This window comes from Rheinheimera marina, from assembly GCF_042654345.1.
Lineage (GTDB): Bacteria > Pseudomonadota > Gammaproteobacteria > Enterobacterales > Alteromonadaceae > Pararheinheimera > Pararheinheimera marina.
On record NZ_JBHSGB010000009.1, the window covers coordinates 23,628 to 49,177 of the forward strand.

General features: G+C 52.3%; 19 protein-coding genes. 10 read left to right on the forward strand and 9 right to left on the reverse strand.

Annotated elements, in window-relative coordinates; genetic code table 11:
• Nucleotides 1–3 precede the first annotated feature (3 nt).
• Nucleotides 4–1,842: a M48 family metallopeptidase gene (locus tag ACFO3I_RS09035; RefSeq protein ID WP_377333528.1), complete on the forward strand. Its 1,839-nt coding sequence runs from the start codon at nt 4–6 to the stop codon at nt 1,840–1,842.
• On the opposite strand, the gene ACFO3I_RS09040 is transcribed toward ACFO3I_RS09035, so the two are convergent.
• The gene (locus ACFO3I_RS09040; RefSeq protein ID WP_377333530.1) at nt 1,843–3,717 is read right to left on the reverse strand and encodes an EAL domain-containing protein; all 1,875 of its coding nucleotides are present in this window, start codon (nt 3,715–3,717) and stop codon (nt 1,843–1,845) included.
• 250 nt (nt 3,718–3,967) lie between these two features.
• Between ACFO3I_RS09040 and panP the strand changes: the two genes are divergently transcribed.
• Nucleotides 3,968–5,614, forward strand: a complete 1,647-nt coding sequence (panP, locus tag ACFO3I_RS09045) for a pyridoxal-dependent aspartate 1-decarboxylase PanP (protein ID WP_377333534.1) — start codon at nt 3,968–3,970, stop codon at nt 5,612–5,614.
• A gap of 134 nt (nt 5,615–5,748) precedes the next feature.
• Nucleotides 5,749–5,940 carry a PspC domain-containing protein gene (locus ACFO3I_RS09050; RefSeq protein ID WP_377333535.1) on the forward strand — a complete coding sequence of 64 codons (192 nt, stop codon included), beginning with the start codon at nt 5,749–5,751 and terminating at the stop codon, nt 5,938–5,940.
• A 40-nt stretch (nt 5,941–5,980) separates the two neighbouring features.
• Here the strand turns inward: ACFO3I_RS09050 and panC are convergent, their stop codons facing one another.
• The 6 genes from panC to dksA form a co-directional block, all read right to left on the reverse strand.
• A complete protein-coding gene (gene panC / locus ACFO3I_RS09055) occupies nt 5,981–6,823 on the reverse strand; it encodes a pantoate--beta-alanine ligase (protein ID WP_377333537.1) in 843 nt (280 codons plus the stop codon).
• Between the two features lie 7 nt (nt 6,824–6,830).
• Nucleotides 6,831–7,625, reverse strand: a complete 795-nt coding sequence (panB, locus tag ACFO3I_RS09060; RefSeq protein WP_377333538.1) for a 3-methyl-2-oxobutanoate hydroxymethyltransferase — start codon at nt 7,623–7,625, stop codon at nt 6,831–6,833.
• A gap of 193 nt (nt 7,626–7,818) precedes the next feature.
• Nucleotides 7,819–8,301 carry a 2-amino-4-hydroxy-6-hydroxymethyldihydropteridine diphosphokinase gene (gene folK, locus ACFO3I_RS09065; RefSeq protein WP_377333540.1) on the reverse strand — a complete coding sequence of 161 codons (483 nt, stop codon included), beginning with the start codon at nt 8,299–8,301 and terminating at the stop codon, nt 7,819–7,821.
• On the reverse strand, nt 8,298–9,617 hold the full coding sequence (pcnB, locus tag ACFO3I_RS09070) for a polynucleotide adenylyltransferase PcnB (protein WP_377333541.1): 1,320 nt from the start codon (nt 9,615–9,617) through the stop codon (nt 8,298–8,300). Before pcnB ends, folK begins: the two co-directional genes overlap by 4 nt.
• A gap of 228 nt (nt 9,618–9,845) precedes the next feature.
• Nucleotides 9,846–10,751 (reverse strand): tRNA glutamyl-Q(34) synthetase GluQRS, encoded by a 906-nt coding sequence (gene gluQRS, locus ACFO3I_RS09075; RefSeq protein WP_377333542.1) that lies wholly within the window; start codon nt 10,749–10,751, stop codon nt 9,846–9,848.
• A gap of 2 nt (nt 10,752–10,753) precedes the next feature.
• Nucleotides 10,754–11,203: an RNA polymerase-binding protein DksA gene (gene dksA, locus ACFO3I_RS09080; RefSeq protein ID WP_377333544.1), complete on the reverse strand. Its 450-nt coding sequence runs from the start codon at nt 11,201–11,203 to the stop codon at nt 10,754–10,756.
• Nucleotides 11,204–11,422: 219 nt separating this feature from the next.
• Here dksA and ACFO3I_RS09085 point away from each other — a divergent pair, with 219 nt between their 5' ends.
• The 7 genes from ACFO3I_RS09085 (at nt 11,423) to ACFO3I_RS09115 (ending at nt 23,106) form a co-directional block, all read left to right on the forward strand.
• On the forward strand, nt 11,423–12,244 hold the full coding sequence (locus ACFO3I_RS09085; protein WP_377333546.1) for a sulfite exporter TauE/SafE family protein: 822 nt from the start codon (nt 11,423–11,425) through the stop codon (nt 12,242–12,244).
• 58 nt (nt 12,245–12,302) lie between these two features.
• Nucleotides 12,303–13,595: an aminopeptidase PepB gene (pepB, locus tag ACFO3I_RS09090; protein WP_377333548.1), complete on the forward strand. Its 1,293-nt coding sequence runs from the start codon at nt 12,303–12,305 to the stop codon at nt 13,593–13,595.
• 113 nt (nt 13,596–13,708) lie between these two features.
• Nucleotides 13,709–16,147 carry an ATP-dependent helicase HrpB gene (hrpB, locus tag ACFO3I_RS09095; RefSeq protein ID WP_377333550.1) on the forward strand — a complete coding sequence of 813 codons (2,439 nt, stop codon included), beginning with the start codon at nt 13,709–13,711 and terminating at the stop codon, nt 16,145–16,147.
• Nucleotides 16,144–18,402 (forward strand): penicillin-binding protein 1B, encoded by a 2,259-nt coding sequence (gene mrcB / locus ACFO3I_RS09100; RefSeq protein WP_377333552.1) that lies wholly within the window; start codon nt 16,144–16,146, stop codon nt 18,400–18,402. Before hrpB ends, mrcB begins: the two co-directional genes overlap by 4 nt.
• A gap of 13 nt (nt 18,403–18,415) precedes the next feature.
• A complete protein-coding gene (locus tag ACFO3I_RS09105; RefSeq protein ID WP_377333554.1) occupies nt 18,416–20,536 on the forward strand; it encodes a winged helix-turn-helix domain-containing protein in 2,121 nt (706 codons plus the stop codon).
• Nucleotides 20,537–20,629: 93 nt separating this feature from the next.
• A complete protein-coding gene (locus ACFO3I_RS09110; protein ID WP_377333555.1) occupies nt 20,630–20,911 on the forward strand; it encodes a hypothetical protein in 282 nt (93 codons plus the stop codon).
• A gap of 116 nt (nt 20,912–21,027) precedes the next feature.
• A complete protein-coding gene (locus tag ACFO3I_RS09115; RefSeq protein ID WP_377333557.1) occupies nt 21,028–23,106 on the forward strand; it encodes a winged helix-turn-helix domain-containing protein in 2,079 nt (692 codons plus the stop codon).
• Between the two features lie 18 nt (nt 23,107–23,124).
• Here ACFO3I_RS09115 and hemL read toward each other — a convergent pair whose 3' ends face one another.
• Complete coding sequence (hemL, locus tag ACFO3I_RS09120; RefSeq protein ID WP_377333558.1) at nt 23,125–24,405, reverse strand: glutamate-1-semialdehyde 2,1-aminomutase; 1,281 nt, start codon at nt 24,403–24,405, stop codon at nt 23,125–23,127.
• A gap of 27 nt (nt 24,406–24,432) precedes the next feature.
• Nucleotides 24,433–25,446: an aspartate carbamoyltransferase gene (locus ACFO3I_RS09125; RefSeq protein ID WP_377333560.1), complete on the reverse strand. Its 1,014-nt coding sequence runs from the start codon at nt 25,444–25,446 to the stop codon at nt 24,433–24,435.
• Nucleotides 25,447–25,550: the final 104 nt, after the last annotated feature.

The following is a 25,550-nucleotide window of genomic DNA, read 5'->3' on the forward strand; positions in this document are numbered from 1 at the left end:
GCGATGCGTAATTTTTTTGCCGAGCAGGACAAGGCCCGCAGCAACACCCGTTTATTGGTGTTGTTGTTCAGCGTGGCCTTGTTGTTATTGCTGCTGATGACCAATCTGTTGTTGCTGGTGACCTTGGGGCTGCTGGAACCGGCACAATACCAGGACCTGCACCAATGGTCTGATGACCGTTGGCTGCATAGCCTGCCCTGGGGCATTATGGGTGTGCTGAGCGCAGCTGTCTGTGGCGCTGTGCTGATTGCCATTTTGTTTAAGCAGGCCGCACTTGGGCAAGGCGGACCTGCGGTGGCGCAGGCGCTGGGTGGGCAGCGGCTGGACCGGGCTTTGGCTGATGCGTCGCAAAGCCAGCTGCTCAATGTGGTGGAAGAAATGGCCATTGCCTCCGGGGTGCCGGTACCGCCGGTTTATTTACTCCCAGAGCAGGGCATTAACGCCTTTGCTGCTGGCTATTCACCGGCGGATGCGGTGGTGGGAGTCACACAAGGTTGTATTGAACAGTTGAGCCGGGATGAACTGCAAGGTGTCATTGCTCATGAGTTCAGTCATATCCTCAACGGCGATATGCGGCTGAATATCCGGCTGATTTCTCTGCTGCATGGCATTGAGTTTATCGGACACAGTGGTTACTTTTTACTACGTCATGGCGGCGGCCGCCGCAGCTCAAATTCCAAAGATAATGGCAACGCACTGTTGCTGTTAGGCCTTGGCCTGATGGTGTTGGGCTATCTGGGGGTATTTTTTGGCAGCCTGATTAAAGCCGCTGTCAGCCGGCAGCGTGAGTTTCTGGCCGACGCCAGTGCGGTGCAATTTACCCGCAATCCGGCCGGTATCGCCGGTGCGCTGAAGCGGATAGGTCTGCTGGCTGAGCATGGGCGGCTGCGTCATCCGAATGCGGCTGAAATGAGTCATTTGTTTTTTGCCGATGCGTTGCCCCGTTTTACCCGTTTACTGGCCACCCATCCGCCACTGAAAGAACGTATTTTACGGCTGGACCCACAGTGGGATGGCTCGTCCGTCAACCCAACGGCCAGTGATAAACCCGCAGCGGCTAAAGCGTCACAGCCGAAGGCAGCCAGCGCATTTGTCGCTTTGCCGCTGGTGCTGCTAAGTCAGCTTCGGCAGACCGCGCAGGCGCCGGCACTCTGTTGTGCCTGTTTGCTGCAACAACCCCAGAAAGATAACCAGCTGGCCTTGATAGCCAGGCAGCTGGGGCAGGAGTTTGCCGGCAGTGTTGAGCGCTTGTTGCCTGATGTGATGCCACTGAGTGCGCTGTACAAATTGCAGTTGTTGCAACTGGCTGTGCCTGGTTTAAAGCAACTCAGTGCGGCGCAGTTTCGCCAGTTGTCAGTGCTTTGTGAGCAGCTGGTGCGACATGACCAGCAGACAGATTTGTATGAGTGGTGTGTGATCAGCTGGCTGCAGCATACCGTGGGTGTGCAGTTTGATGCCCAGTTGTTGCACCGCAACGACAGTTGCCGGCAGTTCAGTCAAATACAACCTCAGGCTCTGATGTTGTTGGCGGCTTGTGCGGAATTGGCGGTGCATCAGCCCTTGCAGCAACAAAGCTGGCAGGCCGGCTTACAGGTTTTGGGTCTGACGACAGATAGCGCATTGACGACCGTCAGTCTGGAGCAGCTGAACCAGGCGTTACCGCCGCTTATCCACGCAGCGCCTGGTGTGAAGCAGCAGCTCTGGCAGATGCTGCAGGCGGCCGTGCAAGCGGACCAGCTGGTGAACGAACAGGAGTCCTTGCTGCTTTATGTGCTGGCGCTGCTGCTTGAAATACCGCTGAACCCTGAGCAGTTAGCGGCACTGACCACTGATCCGACTTAATTACAGATCTTGTTCATGGGAACGCAGCGGTACAGGCGCCGCAGGGCCAAAGTAATAGCCTTGGGCGTAGCGAATGCCGCTGCGCTCCAGCATATCCAGCGCCTGTTTACTTTCGACCATTTCAGCAATCAGCAGCAAATGGGTCTGACGGGCAAAAGAACTAATGTGTTCAATAAACAGCTGCACGTCCTGATCATGGCTGATCAGTTCGGTCAGGCTGCCATCCAGTTTCAACCCATCGACCTGCAGTTGCAGTAAATCAGCCAGGCCAATGCCACTGGCACTGCCAAAATCGTCCAATACTACTTTAGCACCGGCTTGTTGTAAGGCTTTAATAGCTGCTTTGCAGCGGTCCAGTTGGGGCTGTACACCGGCTTCAGCCAGTTCAAAACAGACCCGTTGTGGTTCCGGGTAATGTGCCAGATAGTCGAGGAAAAACTGTTGCAAGTCATCGTCCAGTAGATCACGTGAGGTGATATTCATCGACCAGCTGACCTTGGCCTGGGCAAACTGACTGGCGCTTTTAATAAACATCATTTTGGTCAGCTCAGCATCCATATAGCTGCGGTTGATAATGCTTAAAAACTGATCCGGCGTCAGTATGCTGCCGTCGCTGCGTAAAATCCGCGCCAGGCATTCGTACTGATAAACCTCGCCGGTGCTGATATGCACCACAGGCTGAAAGTAGGGCACCACCTGCTCATGGCCAATGGCTTCACGCACTTCGCGCGCCATTTTTATATTGGTATGCAGGTGTTGTTTTAATGCCAATAAGGAATCGGAATACACTAGCAGAGGTTGTTGTTGCAGCCGGGCTGTGTTTACCGCCAATGTGGCGTTTTCCAGCACGGACAGAGCATCGCCCTGGGCTATGCCCAAAGTGACGGTAAAAATCAGGTAAGGGTCCTCCAGCACCGCTTCATTGAAATCCAACTGGGTCAGCAGGTCGTGCAGGCTTTGGTCTGGCACGGCGCGCACCCGGCGTATGGCCAGCTTTTCAAAAGCCAGCCGGTAAATACTGAAGGCGTCGCCGGTTTGGCCGGACAACCGGTGGATAAAATTCTGCATCGCCTGTTCTGCAAGCGAAGTGCCGTACAGGTGGCTGATTTCTTCCAGATTATTCACCTGCACTATCGCCAGTTGGCATTGCGGGAAACGTCTTTTGCGCAAATGTTCTTCCAGCGCCAGGCCATTACGACAGCCTGACTGTGGGTCCGTGGTCAGGTTGTAGCGCAATAAAGCGGCGTAGCAGAGTGCCAGCAGCAAGGCCAGGGCGAAAAACACGGCGCTGGAGGAGATGGCTTCGATCAGACTTTGCACCAGCCAGAGTTTCACATCAGCCAGCGCCATGTCGGCACCGACCAGATACACAGTGCCATCCGGGCTGGTCATCGGCACCAGTACGGAGCGGAACTCACCAAACTGGTCTTGTGATTGTTCAAACACCGGGCTGGTGGAGGCAAAGGCGGCTTTGTTGGCTTCTGTGGCTTCCGGGTAGTAATCGTAGAAATAACTTAACTGGCCTTTGAGTAAATCGTCTTCGGTGTAACTGGATGAGGTGAAATGAACTTTGCCGTCGACCAGCACCATCGAATACAGGTACTGGATCTGCAGCTTTTTGGCGTAGTCACTTAAATTTTTTGCCAGCTCCAGGTAACGGCTGCGCGAGATATGCTGCGCACCCTGGATGCCGCTGTGGTAGTTTTCACCAAGTAAATAAGGAACTGCCTGAGCGGCGTCCAGCAGCTTCTGGTCCACCTGGGCCAGCCGGCTTTGGTAGTTGTGTTGATAATGTTGGTAGCAGTAGATGCTGACGGCAGCCATATAGACCAGCAGGCTGAATAACACAAAAGGCACTGAGCGGATCCGAAGCATTAATGTTCCTGAAAAACGAATTAAAAACAAAGCTTTGATAGCTTAGCCGATTTCATTCCGCCTGACAGCCTTTTGCTCGGCTGGCCAGGCCAAACCATTGACAGCTTGGCTGCAAGTCGCCGCAATATGACCGCAAGATGAATTTTTTTAAAGACATTTTCCGGGCAATTGATTACAGTTGCCAACTCCAGAAATCTGGCCAACTTTCTTAAAACTACAGGCCAGTCCCGACCCGGTGAGACAGGATAGAATGACAGAACAGAGCAAACGTCTGGCCACGGCTTCAGAAGAGGCGCTGTGGCGGATTTTTACTGTGCCTGAGGCACCAGACTCTACTCTCAGCATTATTGAACAGAACATCTCGCAGAATCTGGCGGGCTTTCTGCGTGAGAGCATTGTCGCCGTTGAAAAACCGCTGTGGCAAATTGAGCGCGACTTTCAGGCGCACCAAATCCCGACTGACCCGCGTTTCGTTTCCGATTACGCCGAACAACTCATGCAGCAACTGGTAGCGCATTCAGTGCACACGGCTGCGCCGAGCTTTATTGGTCATATGACCTCAGCCTTGCCTTATTTTGTGTTGCCACTGTCGAAAATGATGGTGGGGCTCAACCAGAACCTGGTGAAGATTGAAACGTCCAAAGCCTTTACGCCTTTGGAGCGCCAGGTGCTGGGTATGATGCACCATCTGGTGTATGGCGAAGGCGAAAGCTTTTACAAAAAATGGATGCACAGTGCCAATCATTCTCTGGGCGCTTTTTGCTCTGGTGGCACCATCGCCAATATCACTGCGCTCTGGATTGCCCGTAACCGTTTATTAAAAGCTGACGGTGAATTTAAAGGGGTGGCCAAAGAAGGCTTGTTCCGCGCCATGAAGCATTATGGCTACGAAGGCCTGGCGGTGTTGGTGTCGGAACGAGGCCATTATTCATTAGGCAAAGCTGCCGACCTGTTGGGCATTGGTCGTGAGCACCTGGTGCCTGTGCAGACGGACGAGAACAACAAAGTCCGGCTGGATGAAATGCGCCGGGTGGCAGCAGAGCTGCAAAGCCGGAATATTAAAGTGATGGCGATTGTCGGTGTGGCAGGTACCACCGAAACCGGTAATGTCGACCCGCTGCATCAACTGGCTGATTTAGCGCAGGAGCTGGGCTGTCACTTCCATGTTGACGCGGCCTGGGGTGGTGCCACTTTGTTATCCGATAAATACCGTCAGTTATTGTCCGGCATTGAACGTGCTGACTCGGTCACTATCGACGCCCATAAACAAATGTATGTCCCGATGGGCGCGGGCATGGTGGTGTTTAAGCACCCGTCTTCGGCCCATGTGATTGAACACCACGCTGAATATATTTTGCGTAAAGGCTCAAAAGACTTAGGCAGCCAGACATTGGAAGGCTCACGCCCTGGCATGGCGATGCTGGTGCATGCCTGCCTGCAGGTGATTGGCCGCAAAGGCTATGAAATTCTGATCAACCGCTCGCTCGACAAAGCACGCTATTTTGCTGAGTTAATTCGCCAGCACAGCGAGTTTGAGCTGATCACTGAGCCTGAGCTGTGTTTACTGACCTACCGTTATGTGCCGGCGGAGGTGCAGGCGGCGATGCAAAACGCCAGTGCCGAGCGGCTGCAAAAATTCAATGAGCTGCTGAACGGCCTGACTCGCTTTATTCAGAAGCGCCAACGCGAAGAAGGCTTGTCTTTTGTGTCCCGTACCCGCATTCAACCGGCGCAATATCACCGCCATGGCACTGTGGTGTTCCGGGTGGTGCTGGCCAATCCGCTGACCACCGATCAGATCCTGCAGGATGTGTTGATGGAGCAACAGCAGATTGCCGCACAGGACCATGAATATTTACCCAAGTTGCTGCAACTGGCGCGTGACAGCGCGGCCTGACCTTTGGTGATTGCAGCAAAGATAAAACAGCGGCATGCCGCTGTTTTTTTTCGGAAAGATTTTGTTGCGTTTTGTCACTTGCAGTCACAGGGTATGGCGTTTAGGGTAGAACAAAGCGCAAAGGGAGAGCTGTGATGAGTAACAAAGTACTGAAACTGTCCAATGACAAAATGCTGTTTGGTGTCTGTGGTGGCATTGCCGATTATTTTGGCTGGTCCGCTGGTGCTGTGCGTCTGCTGTATGTGCTGGTCAGTGTATTGTCTGCGGCTTTCCCGGGCATTCTGGTGTATCTGGTGTTGTGGTTGCTGATGCCTGGTGCTGATTAATGCTAACAAGGACTGAGACTGCTCAGTCCTTGTTGCATGCTTAAATTTCAATATTGTCGATAAGGCGAGTCGCGCCTAAATAAGCGGCTGCCAGTACCACCAAAGGCTCTGAGGCCAGCTTGGCCGGTTCCAGCGTCAGCTGGTTGCTGATGTTCAGGTAATCCGGTCTGAAGCCGGCTTCTTGCAAACGCTGTTTGGTTTGCTGCTCCAGCGCGCGTAAATCGGCTTCGCCAGCAGCCAGCTGCGCTTTCAACCACTGCAGGCTTTGGTAAAGCGCAGGTGCAATCGCGCGTTGTTCTGCATTCAGATAACCATTACGTGAGCTCAGCGCCAGGCCATCGTCGGCGCGGCAGGTCGGCACACCAATAATCTCAATCGGCATCGACAGATCGGTCACCATCTGCCGGATAATCGCCAGCTGTTGGTAATCTTTCTGGCCAAAACAGGCGACGTCGGGTTGCACCAGATTAAACAGCTTGGTGACTATCGTGGACACACCGCGAAAATGACCCGCTCTGCTACCACCACAGTGGTGATCACCAAGCTTTGGCACTTCGACATAGCTTTGCACGTCCAATCCGCGTGGGTACATCAGCGCTGGCGTTGGAGTAAACACCGCGTCGGCCTGATGCGCGGTTAAACCGTCGCAGTCCTGCTGCAGCGTGCGGGGGTAATTATCCAAATCTTCGCTCGGGCCAAATTGCATTGGATTGACGAAGATACTGACAATAACCCGGTCGGCATGCTGACGGGCCACATCCACCAGACTGAAATGGCCCTGATGCAGGTTGCCCATGGTGGGCACAAAGGCAATGCGCTCACCGGCCTGACGCCAGGCGCGAATGGTGCTGCGTAATTCGTTAATATCCTGAATAATCTTCATACCAACCTCAGCTGAAACTATGCTCTGCGCCAGGGAAGGCTGAGGATTTTACATCCTGAATGTACTTGCCAATCGCCTGCTTAATGTCACCGGTTTCCTGCAGAAAGTTTTTCGAGAACTTCGGAATATAACCAGAGCTGATGCCGAGTAAGTCGTGCATCACTAAAATCTGACCGTCGGTGTCGGCACCTGCGCCTATGCCAATCACCGGAATGGTCAGAGCTTCGCTGATCCGTTTGGCAAGCGGGGATGGAATGCATTCCAGTACCAGCAATTGAGCGCCAGCGTTTTGTAAGGCCAGTGCCTGCTGCAGCATCGCTTCCGCGGCCTGTTCGTCACGGCCCTGCACCTTAAAACCACCAAACACATGTACAGATTGTGGCGTTAAGCCCAGATGACCACAGACCGGAATACCGCGTTCTGTCATGGCTTTAATCGTTGGTAATAAGAAGTCACCGCCTTCCAGTTTCAGCATATTGGCGCCGGCCTGCATCAGCGGCGTAGCATTATGCAGAGCCTGGTCGACCGAGGCGTAACTCATAAAAGGCATGTCGGCGATCACAAAGGCCAGAGGCGCGCCGGCGCGCACGCTGCGGGTATGGTAGGCGATGTCGGCAGTGGTAACGGGCAGGGTATCACTGTGCCCTTGCAGTACCATACCCAGCGAGTCGCCAATCAGCAGAACTTCCACACCAGCGTCAGCAAACAGCTTGGCAAAACTGGCGTCATAAGCGGTGAGGGCGGTAATTTTTTCGCCCTTCTGTTTCATTTTCAGCAGGGCTGAAGTGGTAATTTTGGCCATCTTATTCTCATCCGACCACGAAGGGAGTTTTCGGCGCGAACCTTCGCATAAATTCGCGCCGCCAGCAAGGGTTAAAGTATATACCCGTCGTACTTGAGGTTGCTGCTTTGTTGGCGGTGCCATTTCGCCCCAGTCACATAGAGCACTATGCTCCTGGGGTCTCACTGGCTTGCCGACTCCCCGCAACGTCAAGTTACTTGAGTATTGTCAGACCGTTTTCAGGGACAATCTCCAGCAGGCTGTTGAGCGAGGTACCACAAGGCAATACCAGTTGCGGTGCCAGCTGGTGCAGGGGATAAAGCACAAATTCGCGTTGTTTCATGCCGTAGTGCGGCACGGTCAGCCTTTCGGTGTTGATTTTCTGGTCGCCATACAGTAACAGGTCTAAATCCAGCGTGCGTGGGCCCCAGCGCTCTGCTTTACGTTGGCGGCCTTGTTGCTGCTCTATCTGCTGCAATTGGTCCAGCAAAGCTTCAGGTGCCAATTCGGTGTCCAGCGCCGCGACGGCATTGACATAATCCGGCTGGTCTTGTGGCCCCATAGGTTTGGAGCCATAAAAACCGGATACCGCAATCAATTCGCAATCTTTAACTTGCTTGAGGGCCGCAACCGCCTGTTCCAGCTGTTGCAGCGGTTGATGCAGGTTCGCGCCAAGGCCAATATAACAACGGATCATGAACCGCCCTGGTCAGAGCGTGGCCGCCGGGTTTTATTGTAGGAGCGACGACGTTTTGGCCGACGTTCAATACCTTCTTTCCCCAGTTGCTGAACCAGCTGTTCGCGGCCTGCTTCGTCTTCCTGCTGGAAGCGTTGCCACCACAGCGTCAGCTCTTGCAGGTCGCCACCTTCAGCTTTGGCCCGCAGGCAAAGGAAATCATAAGCACCGCGGAACTTGGCTTGCTCCAGCAGCTTAAAGGCACGACGTCCGGCTCTTTTGCCAAGACGTGACTGCAGTGACCAGATATCACGAATAGTCAGGGTAAAACGTTTGGGGATCGCAATACTGCGCTGCACATCGTCCAGCACTTCCATCATCGCAATATTAAAGGCGTCCAGTTCGTTCAGTCCGCTTTCAATCAGTAAGGTTTGCGCCCGCACTTCCACCGGGTACCACAACAAGGCGGCAAAGGTAAAAGCCGGCGTCACAGGTTTGTCGATAGCGACCCGCTCGTCAGTGTCCTGCATGGCGCTGGTGATCAGCTGCAGCATTTTGCCTTCGCTGTCCTGCTTCAGGTTTTTGGCCACCACAGGCAGGATGTGTTTGATGATGCCAAGCTCGTTCAGCAGCATAAAGTTGTCAAAACCTTTACCGGCCAGGAACAGCTTTAAGGCTTCTTCAAACATGCGGGCGGCCGGAATGTTTTTCAGCAGCACCGCCAGCTCCTGAATCGGCTCCAGGGTGGCAGGGGCGATTTGCATATTCAGCTTGGTGGCAAAACGCACCGCACGCAGCATCCGTACCGGGTCTTCGCGGTAACGGGTCTCCGGGTCACCGATTAACTCAATTTTGCGTTCGGCAATGGCTTCAATACCGTTGGCAAAATCGTAAATGCAGAAGTCATTGACAGAGTAGTACAGGGCATTGATGGAGAAATCACGACGTTCAGCGTCTTCTTCAATGCTGCCATAGACGTTGTCACGCAGGATCATACCCGCATCGCTCTGACTGGATTTCGGGTTGCTCTCATCGCCACTGTGGTGGCCACGGAAGGTGGCGACTTCAATAATTTCGCGGCCAAACACCACGTGCGCCAACCGGAAACGACGGCCAATCAGCCGGCAGTTTTTAAAGACCTGACGAATTTGTTCAGGGTGCGCGTTGGTCACCACGTCAAAGTCTTTCGGCTTTAATCCCAGCAGCAAGTCGCGGATACAACCACCGACCAGATAGGCTTCATAACCGGCATCTTTCAGTCGGTACAATACCTTTAACGCGTTCGGGCTGATGTCTTTGCGAGACACGGCGTGGGCGTCACGGGGGATTTTTTTCATCGCAGGCAACACTGTGCTGCGTTTTTCACCGTCCTTGACCCTGACGGTAGCCTCAGATGCTTTCTGGCCGAACGTACGACGGCAGAATTCCAGTACACGCGAAATGATGATAATGCTCCTGAACAAGCGCTGAAAAAAGCGGCTTATGATACCGCAGCATACCAAGAAAATGAAAGGCTAAAGCGCAGAGCGCACTGAGGTTTCAGGGGTAATTTTAACCCCGCAACCTCAACAGGCGCCGGTTGGCACCACTGAACCCGGCAATTCTCTGGCTGCCGGCACAGCAGACAGTGTCCAGTGACGCACCGCCCACTCCAATAACTCACTGGCAGGGGCACCTTGTAGCCCGGCTGGTGGCGGGTGGCCGAGAAAACCAAGTGCGGCACTCAGGGTGTGGCTGACCGGCCAGTCGGAAATCGCTGGCGCGTGGTTTTGTTTACTGAGCTTAAAGCCTGGCTCTTTGACCGCCAGCGGCAAATGGACATATGAAGGGGCTTTGGCTCCCAGCAACTCGAATAAAGCCTGCTGTCGGGTGGTCACTTCAATCAGGTCGGCGCCCCGCACCACTTGAGTGATGCCTTGGTCTATATCGTCTACTACCACCACTAACTGATACGCAAACAAGCCATCGCGGCGTTTCAGGATGTAGTCTTCTTGGGCCAGTGCCAGCGGTATCTGGGTGCGGCCTTGCAATAAATCAGTAAATTCAGTGGCAGTCTGTGGCGCTTGCAGTCGGTACGCCAGCGTGCCCTGACTCAGCTGACGCTCACGGCAATGGCCGTCATAACCACTGCTCAGTGCCGAAATACGCGCTCGCGAACAGTCGCAACCATACACCAGGTGTTGTTGACTTAATTGGTCCAGGACCTGCTGATAACGTTCCAGCCGCTGGCTTTGTACCCAGACGTCGCCGTCCCAGTGCAGACCATAGAGTTCGAGGCTGTGCAGTATGGCGTCGGCGGCACCTTTGACCATGCGCGGTTGGTCAATATCTTCCAGCCGGACCAGCCATTCGCCTTGTTGGGATTTGGCCTGCAGATAACTGCCGACTGCAGCTATTAAGGAACCAAAATGCAAAGGGCCGGATGGCGATGGCGCAAACCGGCCCCTGTAACGGGAGTGCAACTCAGGCATCATTAGCCGCCCAGTTGCTTTTCCTTGATTTCCGCCAGAGTCTTACAGTCGATACACATATCGGCGGTAGGGCGGGCTTCCAGACGTCTGATACCAATTTCGATACCACAGGTATCGCAGTAACCGAAATCTTCGTCTTCGATTTTCTGCAGCGTCTTTTCAATCTTTTTCAGCAACTTACGCTCACGATCCCGGGCGCGTAATTCCAGACTGAATTCCTCTTCCTGGGCTGCGCGGTCAACCGGATCCGGGAAGTTTGCTGCTTCGTCGGCCATATGGTTTTTGGTGCGGTCGACTTCTTCACGTAATTGCTGACGCCATGCATCCAGAATTTTACGGAAATGCTCCAGCTGTTTTGGGTTCATATACTCTTCGCCCTGTGCAACCTGATAAGGTTCAACACCGGCCAGGGCCAACAGACCCAGAGTTGTTATGGTTTTGCCTTCTGGCATGATCATCTCCTGTAAAACAGTGCCAAGCAAAAAGTTGGCGGCTAGTGATAGCAGAAATTTTTATTCGCCGCAATCACTATTAAAAAAGCGGCCGAAGTATACAGAGGCAAAGGAGTAGCGTCATCCGCTTTTCGAATTTTTGTACACTTTTTCTCTGTGCAAAGCGGAAATCCTGCAGGTTATTTCGTGGTATCTTTGGTTAAAATATTGATTTTTAACATGATGGAGAACGCAATGCTGTGGGAGTGGTTGCTGGCCTATTTAGCCTTAGGTGCCGTGGTTGGTTTTTTTGCCGGTCTGCTCGGGGTGGGCGGCGGCGGTATTATGGTGCCGGTGCTTACCTCGATGTTCTTAGCTCAGGGCCTGGGTGACCAGTCTGTTCATCTGGCATTGGCCACCTCCATGGCCTCTATTGTACTAACCTCTGTTTCCAGTATTCGTAGCCATCAGCGCCATGGCGCCATCCTGTGGCCTGTGGTCTGGCGGCTGAGCCCAGCCATTGTGGCCGGTACCATAGGGGCCGCTTTAATTGCCGGTGCACTGCCTTCGACAGCACTGGCGGTATTTTTCTGCTGTTTTATGAGTTATGTCGCGCTGCAAATGCTATTGAATGTGAAACCCAAAGCCAGCCGTCAGTTACCCGGATGGGGTGGACTGAGCCTGACCGGGCTTAGCATTGGTGGTATTTCTGCCTTGGTGGCTATAGGAGGAGGCTCGCTGACCGTGCCTTTTTTAACCTGGTGCAACGTGCGGGTGCAAAATGCCATCGCCACCTCGGCTGCAGTGGGCTTGCCGATTGCGCTGTCCGGGACTGTCGGCTATTTGTGGTCAGGCTGGGCGGTAGAGAGCACTCCGCAGTACAGCAGTGGTTATGTGTACTGGCCGGCCGTGGTTTGCATTTCGCTGGTCAGTTTCTTCACGGCACCGCTTGGCGTCAAACTGGCCCACAGGTTGCCGGTCAGCACCTTAAAGAAAATTTTTGCCGCGCTTCTGGTGCTGCTGAGCGCCAAGATGCTGCACAGCGTGTTGGTTGCTTTGTAAAAAGTGATAAACTCAGCCCGTTTCCCAGGCCATTGCCTGCAGTTATAGGAATTTTGTCATGTCTGAATCCATTCAACTTTACTTTGGCACCCAGACGGCGGAAAGCCGTTGGGGGAAAAATGTGTTACTCACGCCTGCTGCTGCCGGTTATCAGTTGCATGCCAACGCCAATGACTTATTGCGCTCTGTGCAAAAAGCCGGGCGTCAGCTGGATGGGTTAGGCATTCAACAACTGCAACTGGCGGGTGACGGCTGGACAGTGGACGCGCAGTGGGCCTTGTACCAGGGCTTTTGCAATGCAAAAAAACTGGGCGCTATTGGTTGGGCGGGTTCTGCCGCTGACCAGCAACAGCTGCAGCAGTTGCACCAATGCTTTAGTTGGGCCAAAGCCATTATCAACCAGACGCCGGACGAATTAGCGCCGCAGGTGCTGGCTGAGCAGGCCGCTGCTTTTATTCGCTCAGTGGCACCGCAAGGCTGTGTCAATGCTCAGGTTATTGCCGGAAGTGCATTATTGGATGCCGGTTGGGTAGGCTTGCATGCCGTCGGACGAGGCAGCGACCGTGACCCGGCGATGCTGGTGCTGGATTACAACCCGACGGGTCAGGCCGACGCGCCAGTGGCTGCCGCTTTGGTGGGTAAAGGCATTACCTTCGACAGTGGTGGTTATTCGATTAAAGCCAGCGAAGGCATGGTGACGATGAAATGCGATATGGGCGGCGCCGCCACAGTGACGGCTGCGCTGGCACTGGCCATATTGCAAGGCCTGACTAAACGGGTTCGTTTAGTACTGTGCTGTGCAGAAAACCTGATTTCAGGCAATGCTTACAAGCTGGGCGATATCCTGACTTACAAAAATGGTGTCAGCGTGGAAATCGTCAACACGGACGCGGAAGGGCGACTGGTGTTGGCCGATGGCCTGATGTGTGCAGCTGAATCAAAAGCGCCACTGATTATTGACGCCGCTACCTTAACAGGTGCCGCCATGATGGCGTTAGGCACTGAATACAACGCAGTATTTGCGTTGGATAAAGCTTTGGCAGGCCGGGTTCTTAGTTATGCCGAACAGGTGTCTGAACCAGCCTGGCAGTTGCCGCTGGAAAAATGGCATCAGGGCCAATGCCCGTCACCTTATGCCGACACTGCCAACAGCCGCCCTATTAAAGGTGGTGGTACTGGTGGTGCCAGCAATGCCGCTGGTTTCTTAAGCCGCTTTGTACCAAATGACGGCAAAGGCTGGTTGCATCTGGACCTGGCCGCCGCCTTTAGCAGCAGTGGCAATGGCTTCTGGAGCGCCGGCGCAACAGGCCAGGGGATCCGGTTAATTGCCCATACGCTGCAAGCTGAATAACTGACAACCTCACCCGCTGGCTGCTGGACAATTCAGCAGTCAGCGCTTTTCAGACTTCGGTTCAGTGGAAAAAGCCGTTACCATAGGTTATCCGAACCGAGTGCCTGAACCAGATGACCTTACCTGTCGCTGACATATGTCCTGCACTGCTGGACCATTTAGAACGCCACAACAAAGTGCTGTTGTCTGCGCCGCCTGGTGCTGGTAAATCCACCTATTTGCCCCTGTTTTTATTGCAGCAGCCACACTGGCATGACAAGACCATTCTGATGCTGGAACCCCGTCGTCTGGCGGCAAAAAGTATTGCCAGTTATCTGGCAGCCAGGCTGAATGAAACACCAGGGCAGACAGTGGGATATCAGATCCGGCATGAGCAAAAAGTCTCAGGCCAGACCCGCTTATTGATTGTCACCGAAGGGGTGTTGCTACGAAAGATTCAGTCTGACCCCGAGTTGTCCGGTATTGATCTGGTTATTTTCGACGAGTTTCACGAACGCAGTTTGCAGGCGGATTTAGCCCTGGCGCTTTGTCTGGAAGTGCAGCAACTGAATGAACAACTGAAGCTGTTGATTATGTCGGCCACGCTGGACCTGAATGCATTATCGCAGCAGCTGCAAGCGCCGGTTTTGCAAAGTGAAGGCCGCAGTTATCCGGTGGACATCCGCTATCAGCCGCCCTCCAATGATGCCGTCTGGCTGCAGTGTGCCAAACTGGCGCTGCGGGAAAGCCAGGCACAGCAAGGCAGTCTGCTGGTGTTTTTGCCCGGGCAACGGGAAATTGAGCAGGCGCTGCAGTTTTTGCTGGAGCACAACCAGGACCCACAGCTGGATTGTTACGCCTTACTGGGGGCGCTGACGCTGGAGCAACAGCAGCAGGCGATAGCGCCAAGCCCGGCCGGGCGACGCAAACTGGTGCTCTGTACCAATATTGCCGAGACCAGTCTGACCATTGAAGGCATTCAGCTGGTGATTGATTCTGGCCAGGCGCGTGAAGCCGTGTTCCACCCACGACATGGTTTAACCCGGCTGGAAACGGTCGCCATCAGTCAGGCCTCTGCAACACAGCGGGCCGGTCGTGCCGGACGTTTAGGCCCTGGCATCTGTTACCGGCTCGACAGTCCTGAGCAGTGGCAACGCCGCCCAGCCTTCAGTAAGGCTGCGATATTGCAATCTGAGCTGACCGGCCTGGTGTTAGAGTCAGCCGCCTGGGGCTGTGCCGCCGAACAGTTATTCTGGCTGGATAACCCGCCAGCAGCTCATCTGGCTCAAGCGCGTTGGGTATTGGAACAACTGGGTGCTTTGGATGCAAAAGGCCAGATCACCCGGCTTGGCCAGCAGTTGGTTCAAAGCGGCGCCGATCCGCGGCTGGCGGCCATGCTGCATTATGGTCGTGAGCTGGAACAGCAAGGTGAACAAGGCGCTGCCTGGTTAGCTGTGGTGCTGACGACTTTCTTAGAGCAACGCCGGCCAAGCGGCGAAGACAACCTTGACCAGTTGCTGAGCAGGCCTCTACCTTCAGCGCTGTTGCAGCAGGCTAAATTGCTGGCACGTCAGCTGAATATCAGCAGCACATTTCAGTTTCCGCTGCATTTGACCGCCTCTTTACTTAGCCGTGCCTTTCCGGACCGCATTGCGCAAAAACGGGGCAAAGGGTATCAACTGGCCAATGGCGCAGGCGTACAGCTATTTGCGGACAGCGGCCTGCAGGGGGCCGAGTTTTTGGTGGTCGCCGATGTGTTGTTCCGTGACCAGGCCATTGCCAGCCTGGTAGTGCCCTGGACTTTGCCTGAGCTGAAACAGAGCTGGCAGTCGCATTTGCAACAGCAGCATCATGTGGGTTTTGATGAAAAGGCCGGGCGTTTTATTGCGCAGCAACAACTCTGCCTTGGCAAGCTGGTGCTGGAACGTAAAACACTGACTCAGGCCTTAACTGAACAAGACGTGCAGCAAGGCTGGTTAAGCTATTTGACTGAACATAGCTTGCAGGCATTGCCCTGGAGCGAACCGGCCAGGCAACTGCAAAACCGGCTGACGCTGGCGCAGCAGCTTGGCGTGGGGCAGTTCCCGGCGATGGATGAGGTAAGCCTGTTGCAGTCTGCCGCAGACTGGCTTTTACCTTATCTAGGCCGGATCACCAAAGTGGCCGATTTAGCCCGGCTGGATTTGTACACTTTGCTGTGGCAGCGGCTGGACTACCGTCAACAGCAAGAGTTACACCAGTACTGCCCAGACAGTTGGCGTTCAGCTACAGGCTCTATGATCCCTTTGTATTATCAGGACGATGGGGCTGTGGTGTTATCTATCCGTATTCAGGAAATGTTCGGACAGCTTGAAACACCGACCATCGCGCTTGGCAAAAAACCGCTGCGTATTGAACTGTTATCGCCAGCCCGCCGTCCTTTGCAACTGACCCAGGATTTGGCCAGCTTTTGGCGGAACAGCTATCAGGACGTAAAAAAAGAAATGAAGGGTCGGTATCCCAAACATTACTGGCCGGACGATCCGGCTCAGGCGATGCCTACCAATAAAACGAAGAAAGCTATGCAACAATGACAGAGCAAACGAAAAAGACCCCACGGACCAAAAAAAAGCAGCCCGCCAAAACATCCGGTTTTGGTCGCTACCTGATGTGGCTCAGCATTAAACTTGGTCTGGTGGTGGGCCTGGCGCTGACTATCTACCTGATTTATCTCGACAGCAAAATTACCCAGCTGTTTTCCAACCACCATTATGAAGTGCCAGCTCAGGTGTATGCCCGCAGTCTTGAACTGAAACCGGGTAAAAACTTCAGCCAGCAGCAGTTGCTTAAAGAGCTTGAGCTGCTGCGTTACCGCAAAGTCGACAAAATCACCGGTCCAGGACAATACCAGGCGCAAGGCAGCCAGGTGGTGGTGTACCGGCGCAGTGCTCAGTTTGCTGATGGTTTTGATGAGCAGGAAGTTTTTACCGTCAGTTTTGGGGCCGGCCGGGTGGCTTCTGTTTATGACCATCAATTGAAAAAGCAGGTGAATAAAGCCCGGCTGGAACCTCAGCTTATTCATCATCTGGTGTCACAACAGCAGGAAGACCGTGAACTGGTTGCCTTACAGGATGTACCTGAGAAGATCAGGGACGCCTTACTGACTGTTGAAGACCGTGATTTTTATCAGCACCACGGCGTATCGCTGTGGTCAGTGTTACGCGCATTTTGGGTCAACCTGCAGGCCGGGCGAACAGTGCAGGGCGGCTCAACCCTAACCCAGCAGCTGGCAAAAAACATGTATCTGACGGAAGATAAAAAACTTATTCGTAAGGTCAACGAAGCGCTGATAGCGCTAATTCTCGATTACCGCTACAGCAAAGATGAAATTCTCGAAGCCTACCTGAATGAAATTTTTATCGGTCAGTTTCACAACAACGCCGTGCATGGTTTTGGCCTCGGCAGTAAGTTCTATTTTGGTAAGCCGCTGAATGAATTAAGACCGGCTGAATATGCCTTGTTGATTGCGATGGTAAAAGGTCCGTCTTATTACGACCCGAGACGTTTTGGCGCGAGGGCAAAAAGCCGGCGTGACCTGGTATTAAAAGTGCTGCGTGATGAGCAAATGCTAAGTGGCGCTGAATACCAGGCAGCCGTGGAGCAGCCTTTAGCTGTGATCCCAATGGGGCAGCATTTAAAAGCCAAAGCGCCGGCTTATCTCGACGCGGTCAAACGTGAGCTGAAACACATTATTCCAGATCAGGACACCCTGCAGTCCGGTTTGAAAATTTACACCTATATGGACCCACAGGCTCAGCAGGCGGCAGAAGAAGCGGTGCGGCAACGTCTGGCCAAACTGCAGGACAAACTGGAAGCCGCCATGGTGGTGACGGACTATCAGGCGGGTGCTTACAAAGCCATTGTGGGTGGCAGAGACGTGCATTTTGCAGGTTACAACAGAGCGCTGGATGCGAGGCGCCAAATTGGCAGTATCGTGAAGCCGGTGTTGTACCTGCAGGCGTTAAGCCGGCCAGCCCAGTTCAGTCTGGCGACTGTGCTGGACGACAGCCCTATTTCTTTGCGTACCAGCCAGGGCCCTTGGGCGCCGAAAAACTTCGATAAGAAATTCAGAGGCAACGTCACCCTGCTGCAATCCTTGTCCGAATCACTAAACGTTCCGACAGTCCGGTTAGGGCTGATGCTGGGCTTACCGGCTTTGAAAACTGGTTTGCAGCAGCTGGGGCTGGAGCGGGACGTCAAGCTGCAGCCGTCGGCGTTCCTTGGGGCTGTTGAATTGACGCCGGCCGAAGTTGCGCAGATGTATCAGACTATCGCCAATAAAGGAAAGTACCAGCAATTAGCGGCCATTGAAGCTATTACCGGACCGCAAAGCCAGGCGGTTTATCAGCGCAGAAACATTGTGCAACAAAGAGTTACAGAAGAAGCAGACTATCTGCTGCAGTATGCTATGCAGCAGGCAACCCGCAGTGGTACCAGTAAATCGTTGACAAGCCAGTTTCCAGGAATTCGTTTTGCCGGTAAGACCGGGACGTCCAGTGATCACCGCGACAGCTGGTTTACCGGCTTTGATCATGAAACGTCCATCACCATTTGGTTGGGCCGTGATGACAACAAGGCGATTGGACTGACGGGTGGGTCTGGCGCTTTGACGCTTTTTGCGCAGTATTTCCGGTTAACACCACCGAATTCATTGTTCAGGGCTGTGCCTGTGGATATAACATTAGGGCGTTTTTCTGCTTTTTCTGGTTTAGAAGTCGAAGACTACTGTGATAATGCATTGATTTTGCCTAAGATTATAACCCAGCTGCCATTGTCAGATTGCGACTGAACACGGAGAGAAATTGAACAGACCTTTGGCCCAATTAAAAGTTGGGGATTGGTGGTATTTACCCCACCTCGACAAACTGGTGAAGCTGGACGAACAGGCAAAGGTTCAGCAGAAACTGGAACTGGATAATTTGTGCCAAAGCGTACTGAATTACTTTTTGTTGCATCCGGGCCGTCTGATCAGCAAAGAAGAGCTGCTCAAAGAAGTCTGGCACCTGAGTTCTGTGACAGATGGTCGTATTGCCCGTGTCATCAGTATTCTTCGTGATGTGCTCTCCGACGATGTGAAAGCTCCCACCTATATTGAAACCATTAATAAACGCGGTTATCGCTTTATTGCTGCCGTTGAAGTCGTTGAAATAGCAGCACCAGCCGCCGCAGAACCTGAACCCGTAAACAAGCCCAAGCCCTGGTTCTGGGTTGCTGCGCTGTTGTTGGTACTGCTGGCTGGTGTCGCTGGCTGGCTATACTGGCAACAGCCAGAAGAAGAACCCGAAAACAAAGTGTTGTTCGGCCACTGGGCGCCGGTTTCCTCGATGGATGGTTTCGAGTACTACCCAAGTTTATCCAAAGATGGCCGCTATCTGGTGTACAGCTTTGCCAAAGCTGGCCAGCTGAAAAATACGTTGATGCTGCAAGATTTAACTACGCAACAAAAATACATCTTAGTAGACAATGGCAGAGACAATTATGGAGCAAGCTTTTCTCCTGATGGTCAACGAATCGCATATCAATCGCTAATATTCAGACAAGATTGCGAAATACGCTTATTGACCCTCAATAACAGTAATCCACGAGAGATATTACATGATGAAAAGCTGACTGATTGTGGCAAAAACAGTGTGTCCGCTCGAATTAGCTGGGCTCCGGATGGAAATTCTTTGCTCTATTCAAGTTCAGTATCGGAAGAAGCCAGAATGGCTTTATCCAGTTACGATTTCCAGACTAAGAATGTGCGGCAGTTGCTGCTGCCTTCTCCGTTAGGGTTTGGTGATTTTGTTGCGCGGTATTCTCATCAAGGGGATAAAATTGCATTTTTAAGAGATATTGCAGGCGAAGCTGTTCAGTTATGGTTGATGGATCTTAGGAACCAAGAAACAGCAAAGGTATTGCAGCTAGAAAACGCATACCCAGGAGATTTGGTCTGGTCCAAAGATGACAAAATCATCTTCTTTCCTTCATTTGCAAACAGTATTGAAAAAGTCAATTTATCGACTCCAGTCCAAGAAACTGCAGTTGTTACAGACAACAGAGTTTATGAGCTTTTGCTAACACCGGATAATAATTTTATTGGTAGTATTGGCCGATTTGGGGCTTATCACGTTAAGAAGTACAACAATAAAGTTTTGAATCCTGACAACACGAATGAGTTCGTTTTTAAATCAAGTCGCGATGAGACTTCCGTTGATATCAACCCTGACGCTGCTAAACCAATTGCGTTGGTGTCTAAGCGCACGGGATTAGCACAAATTTGGTTGTTGTCCGAGGACGGCGAACAAAAGATGATTAGCAATTTTGATAAGCAGGTCACTATCTCTGAACTCAAGTTTTCTCATTCCGGTCGTTATCTATTAGCACTTGTCGATCAGAATCTATGGCTATTTACTGAGAATGGAGGTAGGCGAGTTTTGGCGGATAGCAATGCCCCAACAAAAAATATCAGTGCGGCTCCCTTCTCTGATTCATTTTTCTACGCAACGAACAAGCTAGGGCGCTGGCAGGTCATGAAATATGATCCATCAGAAGACAGTGCGGATATCGTTTCTGCTGGCGATGACTTATATGAATACAGTCAGAATGGAAGTTATTTGTTAACTAGAGATGCGGAAACTCGAAAATACAGTTTATTCCATCTAACCAAAAAAGTTGATTTACCTGCTCAAATTCTCGACAGAATGGTTTTTGACCCACAAATAAAAGTTACTGAGCGAGGAATTTATTTTAGTGGTGTGGACGACAAAAATAGCAACAATGTGCTGTTTTTTTCCTTCGAGGATCAAAAAATAGAAGCAACAGGAGAAGGCTCTGAGTTGTATACAAGCCGCTTTAGCCTTAGCCCAGACGAACGTTTTATTTACCTTGTTGTAGGTGATACAAGAGATATCGATATCGCTCAACTTAACATTACACAATAAATAAATTAGAAAATTATATGTAATTCATCAGCTCAATGCTGGAGTAATCGAACAAAGTAAGCGGAGTTCAATCCACTACTTGAGGTCAATTCGATGAAAAGCTTAGTAAAATTAGTAGCTGCTACCTTATTTGTGTTGTCGACTGTTGATGGTTATTCTTTTGTTAATATTAGTCTTGGGCTAGATCAACAAGCTCAAAAACAATTTCTAGCCAATACTTGTCCGACCTATCCTTTCTGTAAACAAGAGTTTCAAACTGAACAAACTCCGTCAGCGCCATTTGAACGGATTAACTCAGTTAATATGCCTCTTATTGCTAATACATGTCCGACTTATCCAATGTGCAAACAAGAGTTTGAATCAGAACTTGCCTAAAGAACTGGATAGATTGATTTGGATAAGTTTCTCGTATCATTTCTATAGAGTCTCAACATTGCTGCTGAATTCGTTATAATCCGCCTGGGCATATGCAACAGGCGGGTTAATTTTTTATGCAGGAAACAGCAGAGTACCTGAGCTTTGGGCAGTGGCGGTATCTGCGTTCTGTCGGAAAACTGCAGCATTTTGACGCGCAGGAAAGCCTGACGCTGGAACCCCGCCTGCATAAATTACTGAATTACTTTATTGACCACTCCGAATTGGTGTTAAGCCGCGATACCTTACTCGCCGACGTTTGGGGCGAGGGTGCCGGATCAGATGAAGCCTTAACCCGCGCTATAGCGGCCCTTCGAAAAATACTGCAAGACAGCCGCACTCAACCGACCTATATCGCCACCCTGTCGAAAAAAGGCTATTGCTGGATGGCTGCGGTTAAAGTTGAACAGGCGCCGGAAGCTCCGGCGATACCAGCTGGCGAATTGCAACCTGTTGCGGTTGAACCCGTTGAGCAAGACCAGCCGTCTTTGCTGCATTGGCAATGGCAGCGCAGGTTACGGTTGAAAAAGGCCCGCCATATCTGGGTCAGCAGTCTGGTACTTCTTCTGTTTAGCCTTGGCTTTGTGTTTCTGTTTAATCAGATGAATCAGAAAGCCAGCTTACCGCGCTACTTGCATATGACACCTCTAAGTGCCCAGGATGGCACTGAGCGGATGCCACTATTGGATAACCTGCAATCCATTCTGTTATACCAGCATAGTCAGGCCGAAGATGAGAAGAGTTGGCGTTGGGCGGTACAGCAACTCAATTCCATGCAAGTGCGACATGACAGCGTGGCCTACCAGCAATTGTCTGAGGCCAATTGGCTGAACGCGCAAGAGATTGTTTTTCGAGCTGTGCAGCAGGGTAAGTGCGCTTTCTGGCGGCAACAAGTTCAACCAGTGTTTGGCTCCGCAAGCACCTTATTCAGCTGCCACTATTTTGTTGAGAAAGGTCAGGTCCGGATGGCGGATGCTTTGTTATGGCTGGATAAAGAACCAGAAACTGGCCAGATGCAACTCTGGCAATGGAAAGACCACCGCCAGCAGCTGCTGCTTGGCTTTCCGGCTGACTGGCGTGATATCAGTCATTTATTGTATCGGTTGAATAAAGCCTACATGCTGGTGCAACTTGGTTATAGCCAGTCGATGTTAATTGAACTCGATTTAGGATCACTGATCTGGCGTGAACTGAAACACTTTGATTTTCGCGCCGATCAGTTGGCTTGGTGGGATGAGCAGGAGCTGCTGATAAACCATGGCCCTGACCGTTTTGCGGCCTTGTCGCTGCGTACCGGCAATGAGCGGGTCTTTGGTGAACTGACCACCAATCTGGCCGATGTCAGCAGGGTGGGAGACTCGTTGCTGGCTGTCAGCCCAAAAGAGTCGGTGACAGATTTACTGCAGTTGCAGTGGGCGGAGCGGGCGCAACCTGAAGTCCACAGTTTCGCGCCAAGTAACAGAGTCGAAACGCTGATGTTGCGCCGGCCTGGTCAGTATTATTTTATGTCCGAGCGTTCTGGTTTACCTCAACTTTGGTTGTTGGATAACGGCGTGCTGCGGCAGCTAACGTCTTTTACCAGCAAGGTAAGGGTAGAGCAGTTATTGTGGTGGCAACAGCAACTGTGGCTGGTGATCGAGCAGCGGCTGTGGAGCTGGGACGAAAAGACCGGACAATTAACGCCACTGTTCGGCGCCCGTGTTGGCGCTGAGCACTTTACTATCTGTGATGACAAACTGTATTGGACTGAGCGTGACGCTGTCGGTTGGGCCTTGTTCCAATGGCAAGACAATCAGGCCACAAAATTGCTGGACAACACCGTCAATGTGCTGTGTGGGCCGCAACAAAATTTAGTGCTGCAGTCTTACCATCACACACAGTTGCAGCTGTTGCAGCAAGGCAAGTTACGGGATTTGGGGCTGGAACTGGACTGGCGTCGCGTGGACCGTACCCAGATGGTCAGTGATGAACAATCACTATTTTGGCTGACAGAGCAAGCGACGGTACTGAATCGTTTTGACTGGCAAAGCAAACAGACGCAAACATGGCGTTTGCCTCAGCCGTTGCAGGCCTTGTATCTGTCAGAAGGGGAACTCTTTGCAGAGCAAGCCAGAACCACAGATGTTGATGTGGTCTGGCTGCATCCAGAGCTGTAAAAGCTCTGGCAATGGGCATCAGAGGGCTTTAAAGCTTTGCTCTGCGGCGTCTATGGTCTGAGCCAGGTCCGCATCACTGTGGGCCAGTGATAAGAAGCCAGCTTCATAAGCCGAAGGTGCCAGATACACGCCTTTGTTCAGCATCAGATGGAAAAAGCGTTTAAAGGCATCAATGTCACAACGGGTGGCCTGATGGTAATTAGTCACCTGGGTTTCTGCGGTAAAGAACAGACCAAACATGCCACCTACCTGCGCTGTCGCCAAAGGGATACCTGTTTTATCCGCGGCTTGTTTAATGCCGCTGATCAGCTGGGTAGTTTTCGCCGCCAGTGTTTCATAAATACCCGCTTTACGGATCTGGGTCAGGGCAGCCAGCCCTGCCGCCATGGCGATTGGGTTACCAGATAAAGTACCAGCCTGGTAGACACCGCCCAAAGGCGCGATGTGCTGCATAATGTCGCGGCGGCCACCAAAGGCGCCTACTGGCATACCGCCACCGATAATTTTGCCCAAAGTAGTCAGGTCAGGCTTGATGCCGTAATAGGCTTGAGCACCACCTAACGCGACCCGGAAGCCTGTCATCACTTCATCGAAAATCAGCACAGTGCCGTGCTGGTCACACAACCGGCGTAAGGCTTCCAAAAAGCCAGGAACAGGCGCAATACAGTTCATATTGCCTGCAACGGGTTCCACAATGACACAGGCCAGGTCAGCGCCATGCTCAGCAAACATCTGTTCCAGCTGCGCGATATTGTTAAATTCTGCGGTTAAGGTGTATTTGGCGAAATCGGCGGGTACACCCGGGCTGTTTGGTACGCCCAGTGTCAGAGCGCCTGAGCCTGCTTTGACCAGCAATGAATCGGCATGACCATGGTAGCAGCCTTCAAATTTCAGAATGCTGTTGCGGCCGGTAAAACCACGGGCCAGACGAATCGCACTCATGGTTGCTTCGGTACCTGAGCTCACCATACGCACCATTTCCATGCTGGGCACCAGCTCGGAGACGGTCTCCGCCATGGTAATTTCCGCCGGGCAGGGGGCACCAAAGCTCAAACCTTTTTCAGCTGCTTTGATCACCGCCTCGCGAATGGCCGGGTGGTTATGGCCCAGAAGCATCGGGCCCCAAGAGCCAACGTAATCAATGTATTTGTTGCCATCGACGTCAAACAGGTAAGCGCCATCGGCTCGGTCTATAAACACTGGCGTGCCACCGACACTTTTGAATGCTCGTACTGGTGAGTTCACACCACCAGGAATAGTTAACTGCGCTTGTTGAAACAATTGTTCGGAGCGGGACATAAAATTTCCTTTAAAAAAAACGGGCGCTTAGCTTTGGCCTTTATTGCTGTACCAAGGCACTTCACATTCATAGTTGCTGACCAGGTTTTCAACACCCAGCGTCAGCGCAAACAGTGCCATTCGCACCAGAACTCCGTTGTCGGCCTGGCGGAAAATAGCCAGGTTCGGGTTCAGGTTTAAATCATTGTCCAGCTCGTTGGCTTCCAGCCGGGAATCCCTCGGCAGCGGATGCATAATGACGGTGTTGGATTTGCAATGGCGGGTATAGATTTCCTGGTTTAGGCGGAATTTGCCGCGGTACTTGTTGGCTTCTTCCTGTGATGGAAAACGCTCTTCCTGAATACGGGTCTGGTAGACGATGTCTGCGTTCAGGTTGCCTTCCAGTACGTCGGTGATCCGCACTTTATGACCGGCGTTTTCAATCAGGCTGACAATTTCATCAGGCATCGCCAGTTCATTGGGCGCAATCAGAGTGAACTGAATGTTTTTGTACAGCGCCAGCAGTTTGGACAATGAATGCACGGTACGGCCGAATTTTAAATCGCCAATCATCGCGATATGCATGCCATCCATTTGCTGTTGGCTGGAGGCCAGTTCTTTTTCAATGGTGAACAGGTCGAGCAAGGCCTGAGTCGGGTGTTCGTTGGCTCCGTCACCACCATTCAGTACCGGCACCCGGCTACCTTCGGCAAATTCTGCGACCGAGCCGGCCTGTGGGTGGCGCATGGCAATCACGTCACTGTAACTGCTGATCACCCGGGCTGTGTCGAACAAGGACTCGCCTTTCGATAAAGCCGACGATTGCATGCCTGTGGTTTCACGGACTTCGCCACCAAGCAGGTTAAAAGCGCAACCGAAACTGACGCGGGTTCTGGTGCTGGGTTCAAAAAACAGATTGCCTAAAATGGCGCCGTCCAACACTTTGGTGCGTTTTTGCCGGCGCGCATAAGGTTCCATGCTGCGGGCAATGTCAAACACCTGTTGAATTTTGTCACGGTCAAACTGTTTAACGGAGAGAATGTGTTCGCCTTTGAAGCTCATATCAGTTGCTCTTCTGCTGAGGGTTGCGCTGTGCCGGTGCGGCAAAAAATCGGCCGTGATCATAGCAAAAAAGCAGGGATAAAACGATTGCCTGCTATGCAGCA

Coding starts and splice junctions, on each gene's coding strand:
- ACFO3I_RS09035 (WP_377333528.1), top strand. CDS start 4: ATGCGTAATTTTTTTGCCGAGCAGGACAAGGCCCGCAGCAACACCCGT.
- ACFO3I_RS09040 (WP_377333530.1), bottom strand. CDS start 3,717: ATGCTTCGGATCCGCTCAGTGCCTTTTGTGTTATTCAGCCTGCTGGTC.
- panP (WP_377333534.1), top strand. CDS start 3,968: ATGACAGAACAGAGCAAACGTCTGGCCACGGCTTCAGAAGAGGCGCTG.
- ACFO3I_RS09050 (WP_377333535.1), top strand. CDS start 5,749: ATGAGTAACAAAGTACTGAAACTGTCCAATGACAAAATGCTGTTTGGT.
- panC (WP_377333537.1), bottom strand. CDS start 6,823: ATGAAGATTATTCAGGATATTAACGAATTACGCAGCACCATTCGCGCC.
- panB (WP_377333538.1), bottom strand. CDS start 7,625: ATGGCCAAAATTACCACTTCAGCCCTGCTGAAAATGAAACAGAAGGGC.
- folK (WP_377333540.1), bottom strand. CDS start 8,301: ATGATCCGTTGTTATATTGGCCTTGGCGCGAACCTGCATCAACCGCTG.
- pcnB (WP_377333541.1), bottom strand. CDS start 9,617: ATGAAAAAAATCCCCCGTGACGCCCACGCCGTGTCTCGCAAAGACATC.
- gluQRS (WP_377333542.1), bottom strand. CDS start 10,751: ATGCCTGAGTTGCACTCCCGTTACAGGGGCCGGTTTGCGCCATCGCCA.
- dksA (WP_377333544.1), bottom strand. CDS start 11,203: ATGCCAGAAGGCAAAACCATAACAACTCTGGGTCTGTTGGCCCTGGCC.
- ACFO3I_RS09085 (WP_377333546.1), top strand. CDS start 11,423: ATGATGGAGAACGCAATGCTGTGGGAGTGGTTGCTGGCCTATTTAGCC.
- pepB (WP_377333548.1), top strand. CDS start 12,303: ATGTCTGAATCCATTCAACTTTACTTTGGCACCCAGACGGCGGAAAGC.
- hrpB (WP_377333550.1), top strand. CDS start 13,709: ATGACCTTACCTGTCGCTGACATATGTCCTGCACTGCTGGACCATTTA.
- mrcB (WP_377333552.1), top strand. CDS start 16,144: ATGACAGAGCAAACGAAAAAGACCCCACGGACCAAAAAAAAGCAGCCC.
- ACFO3I_RS09110 (WP_377333555.1), top strand. CDS start 20,630: ATGAAAAGCTTAGTAAAATTAGTAGCTGCTACCTTATTTGTGTTGTCG.
- ACFO3I_RS09115 (WP_377333557.1), top strand. CDS start 21,028: ATGCAGGAAACAGCAGAGTACCTGAGCTTTGGGCAGTGGCGGTATCTG.
- hemL (WP_377333558.1), bottom strand. CDS start 24,405: ATGTCCCGCTCCGAACAATTGTTTCAACAAGCGCAGTTAACTATTCCT.
- ACFO3I_RS09125 (WP_377333560.1), bottom strand. CDS start 25,446: ATGAGCTTCAAAGGCGAACACATTCTCTCCGTTAAACAGTTTGACCGT.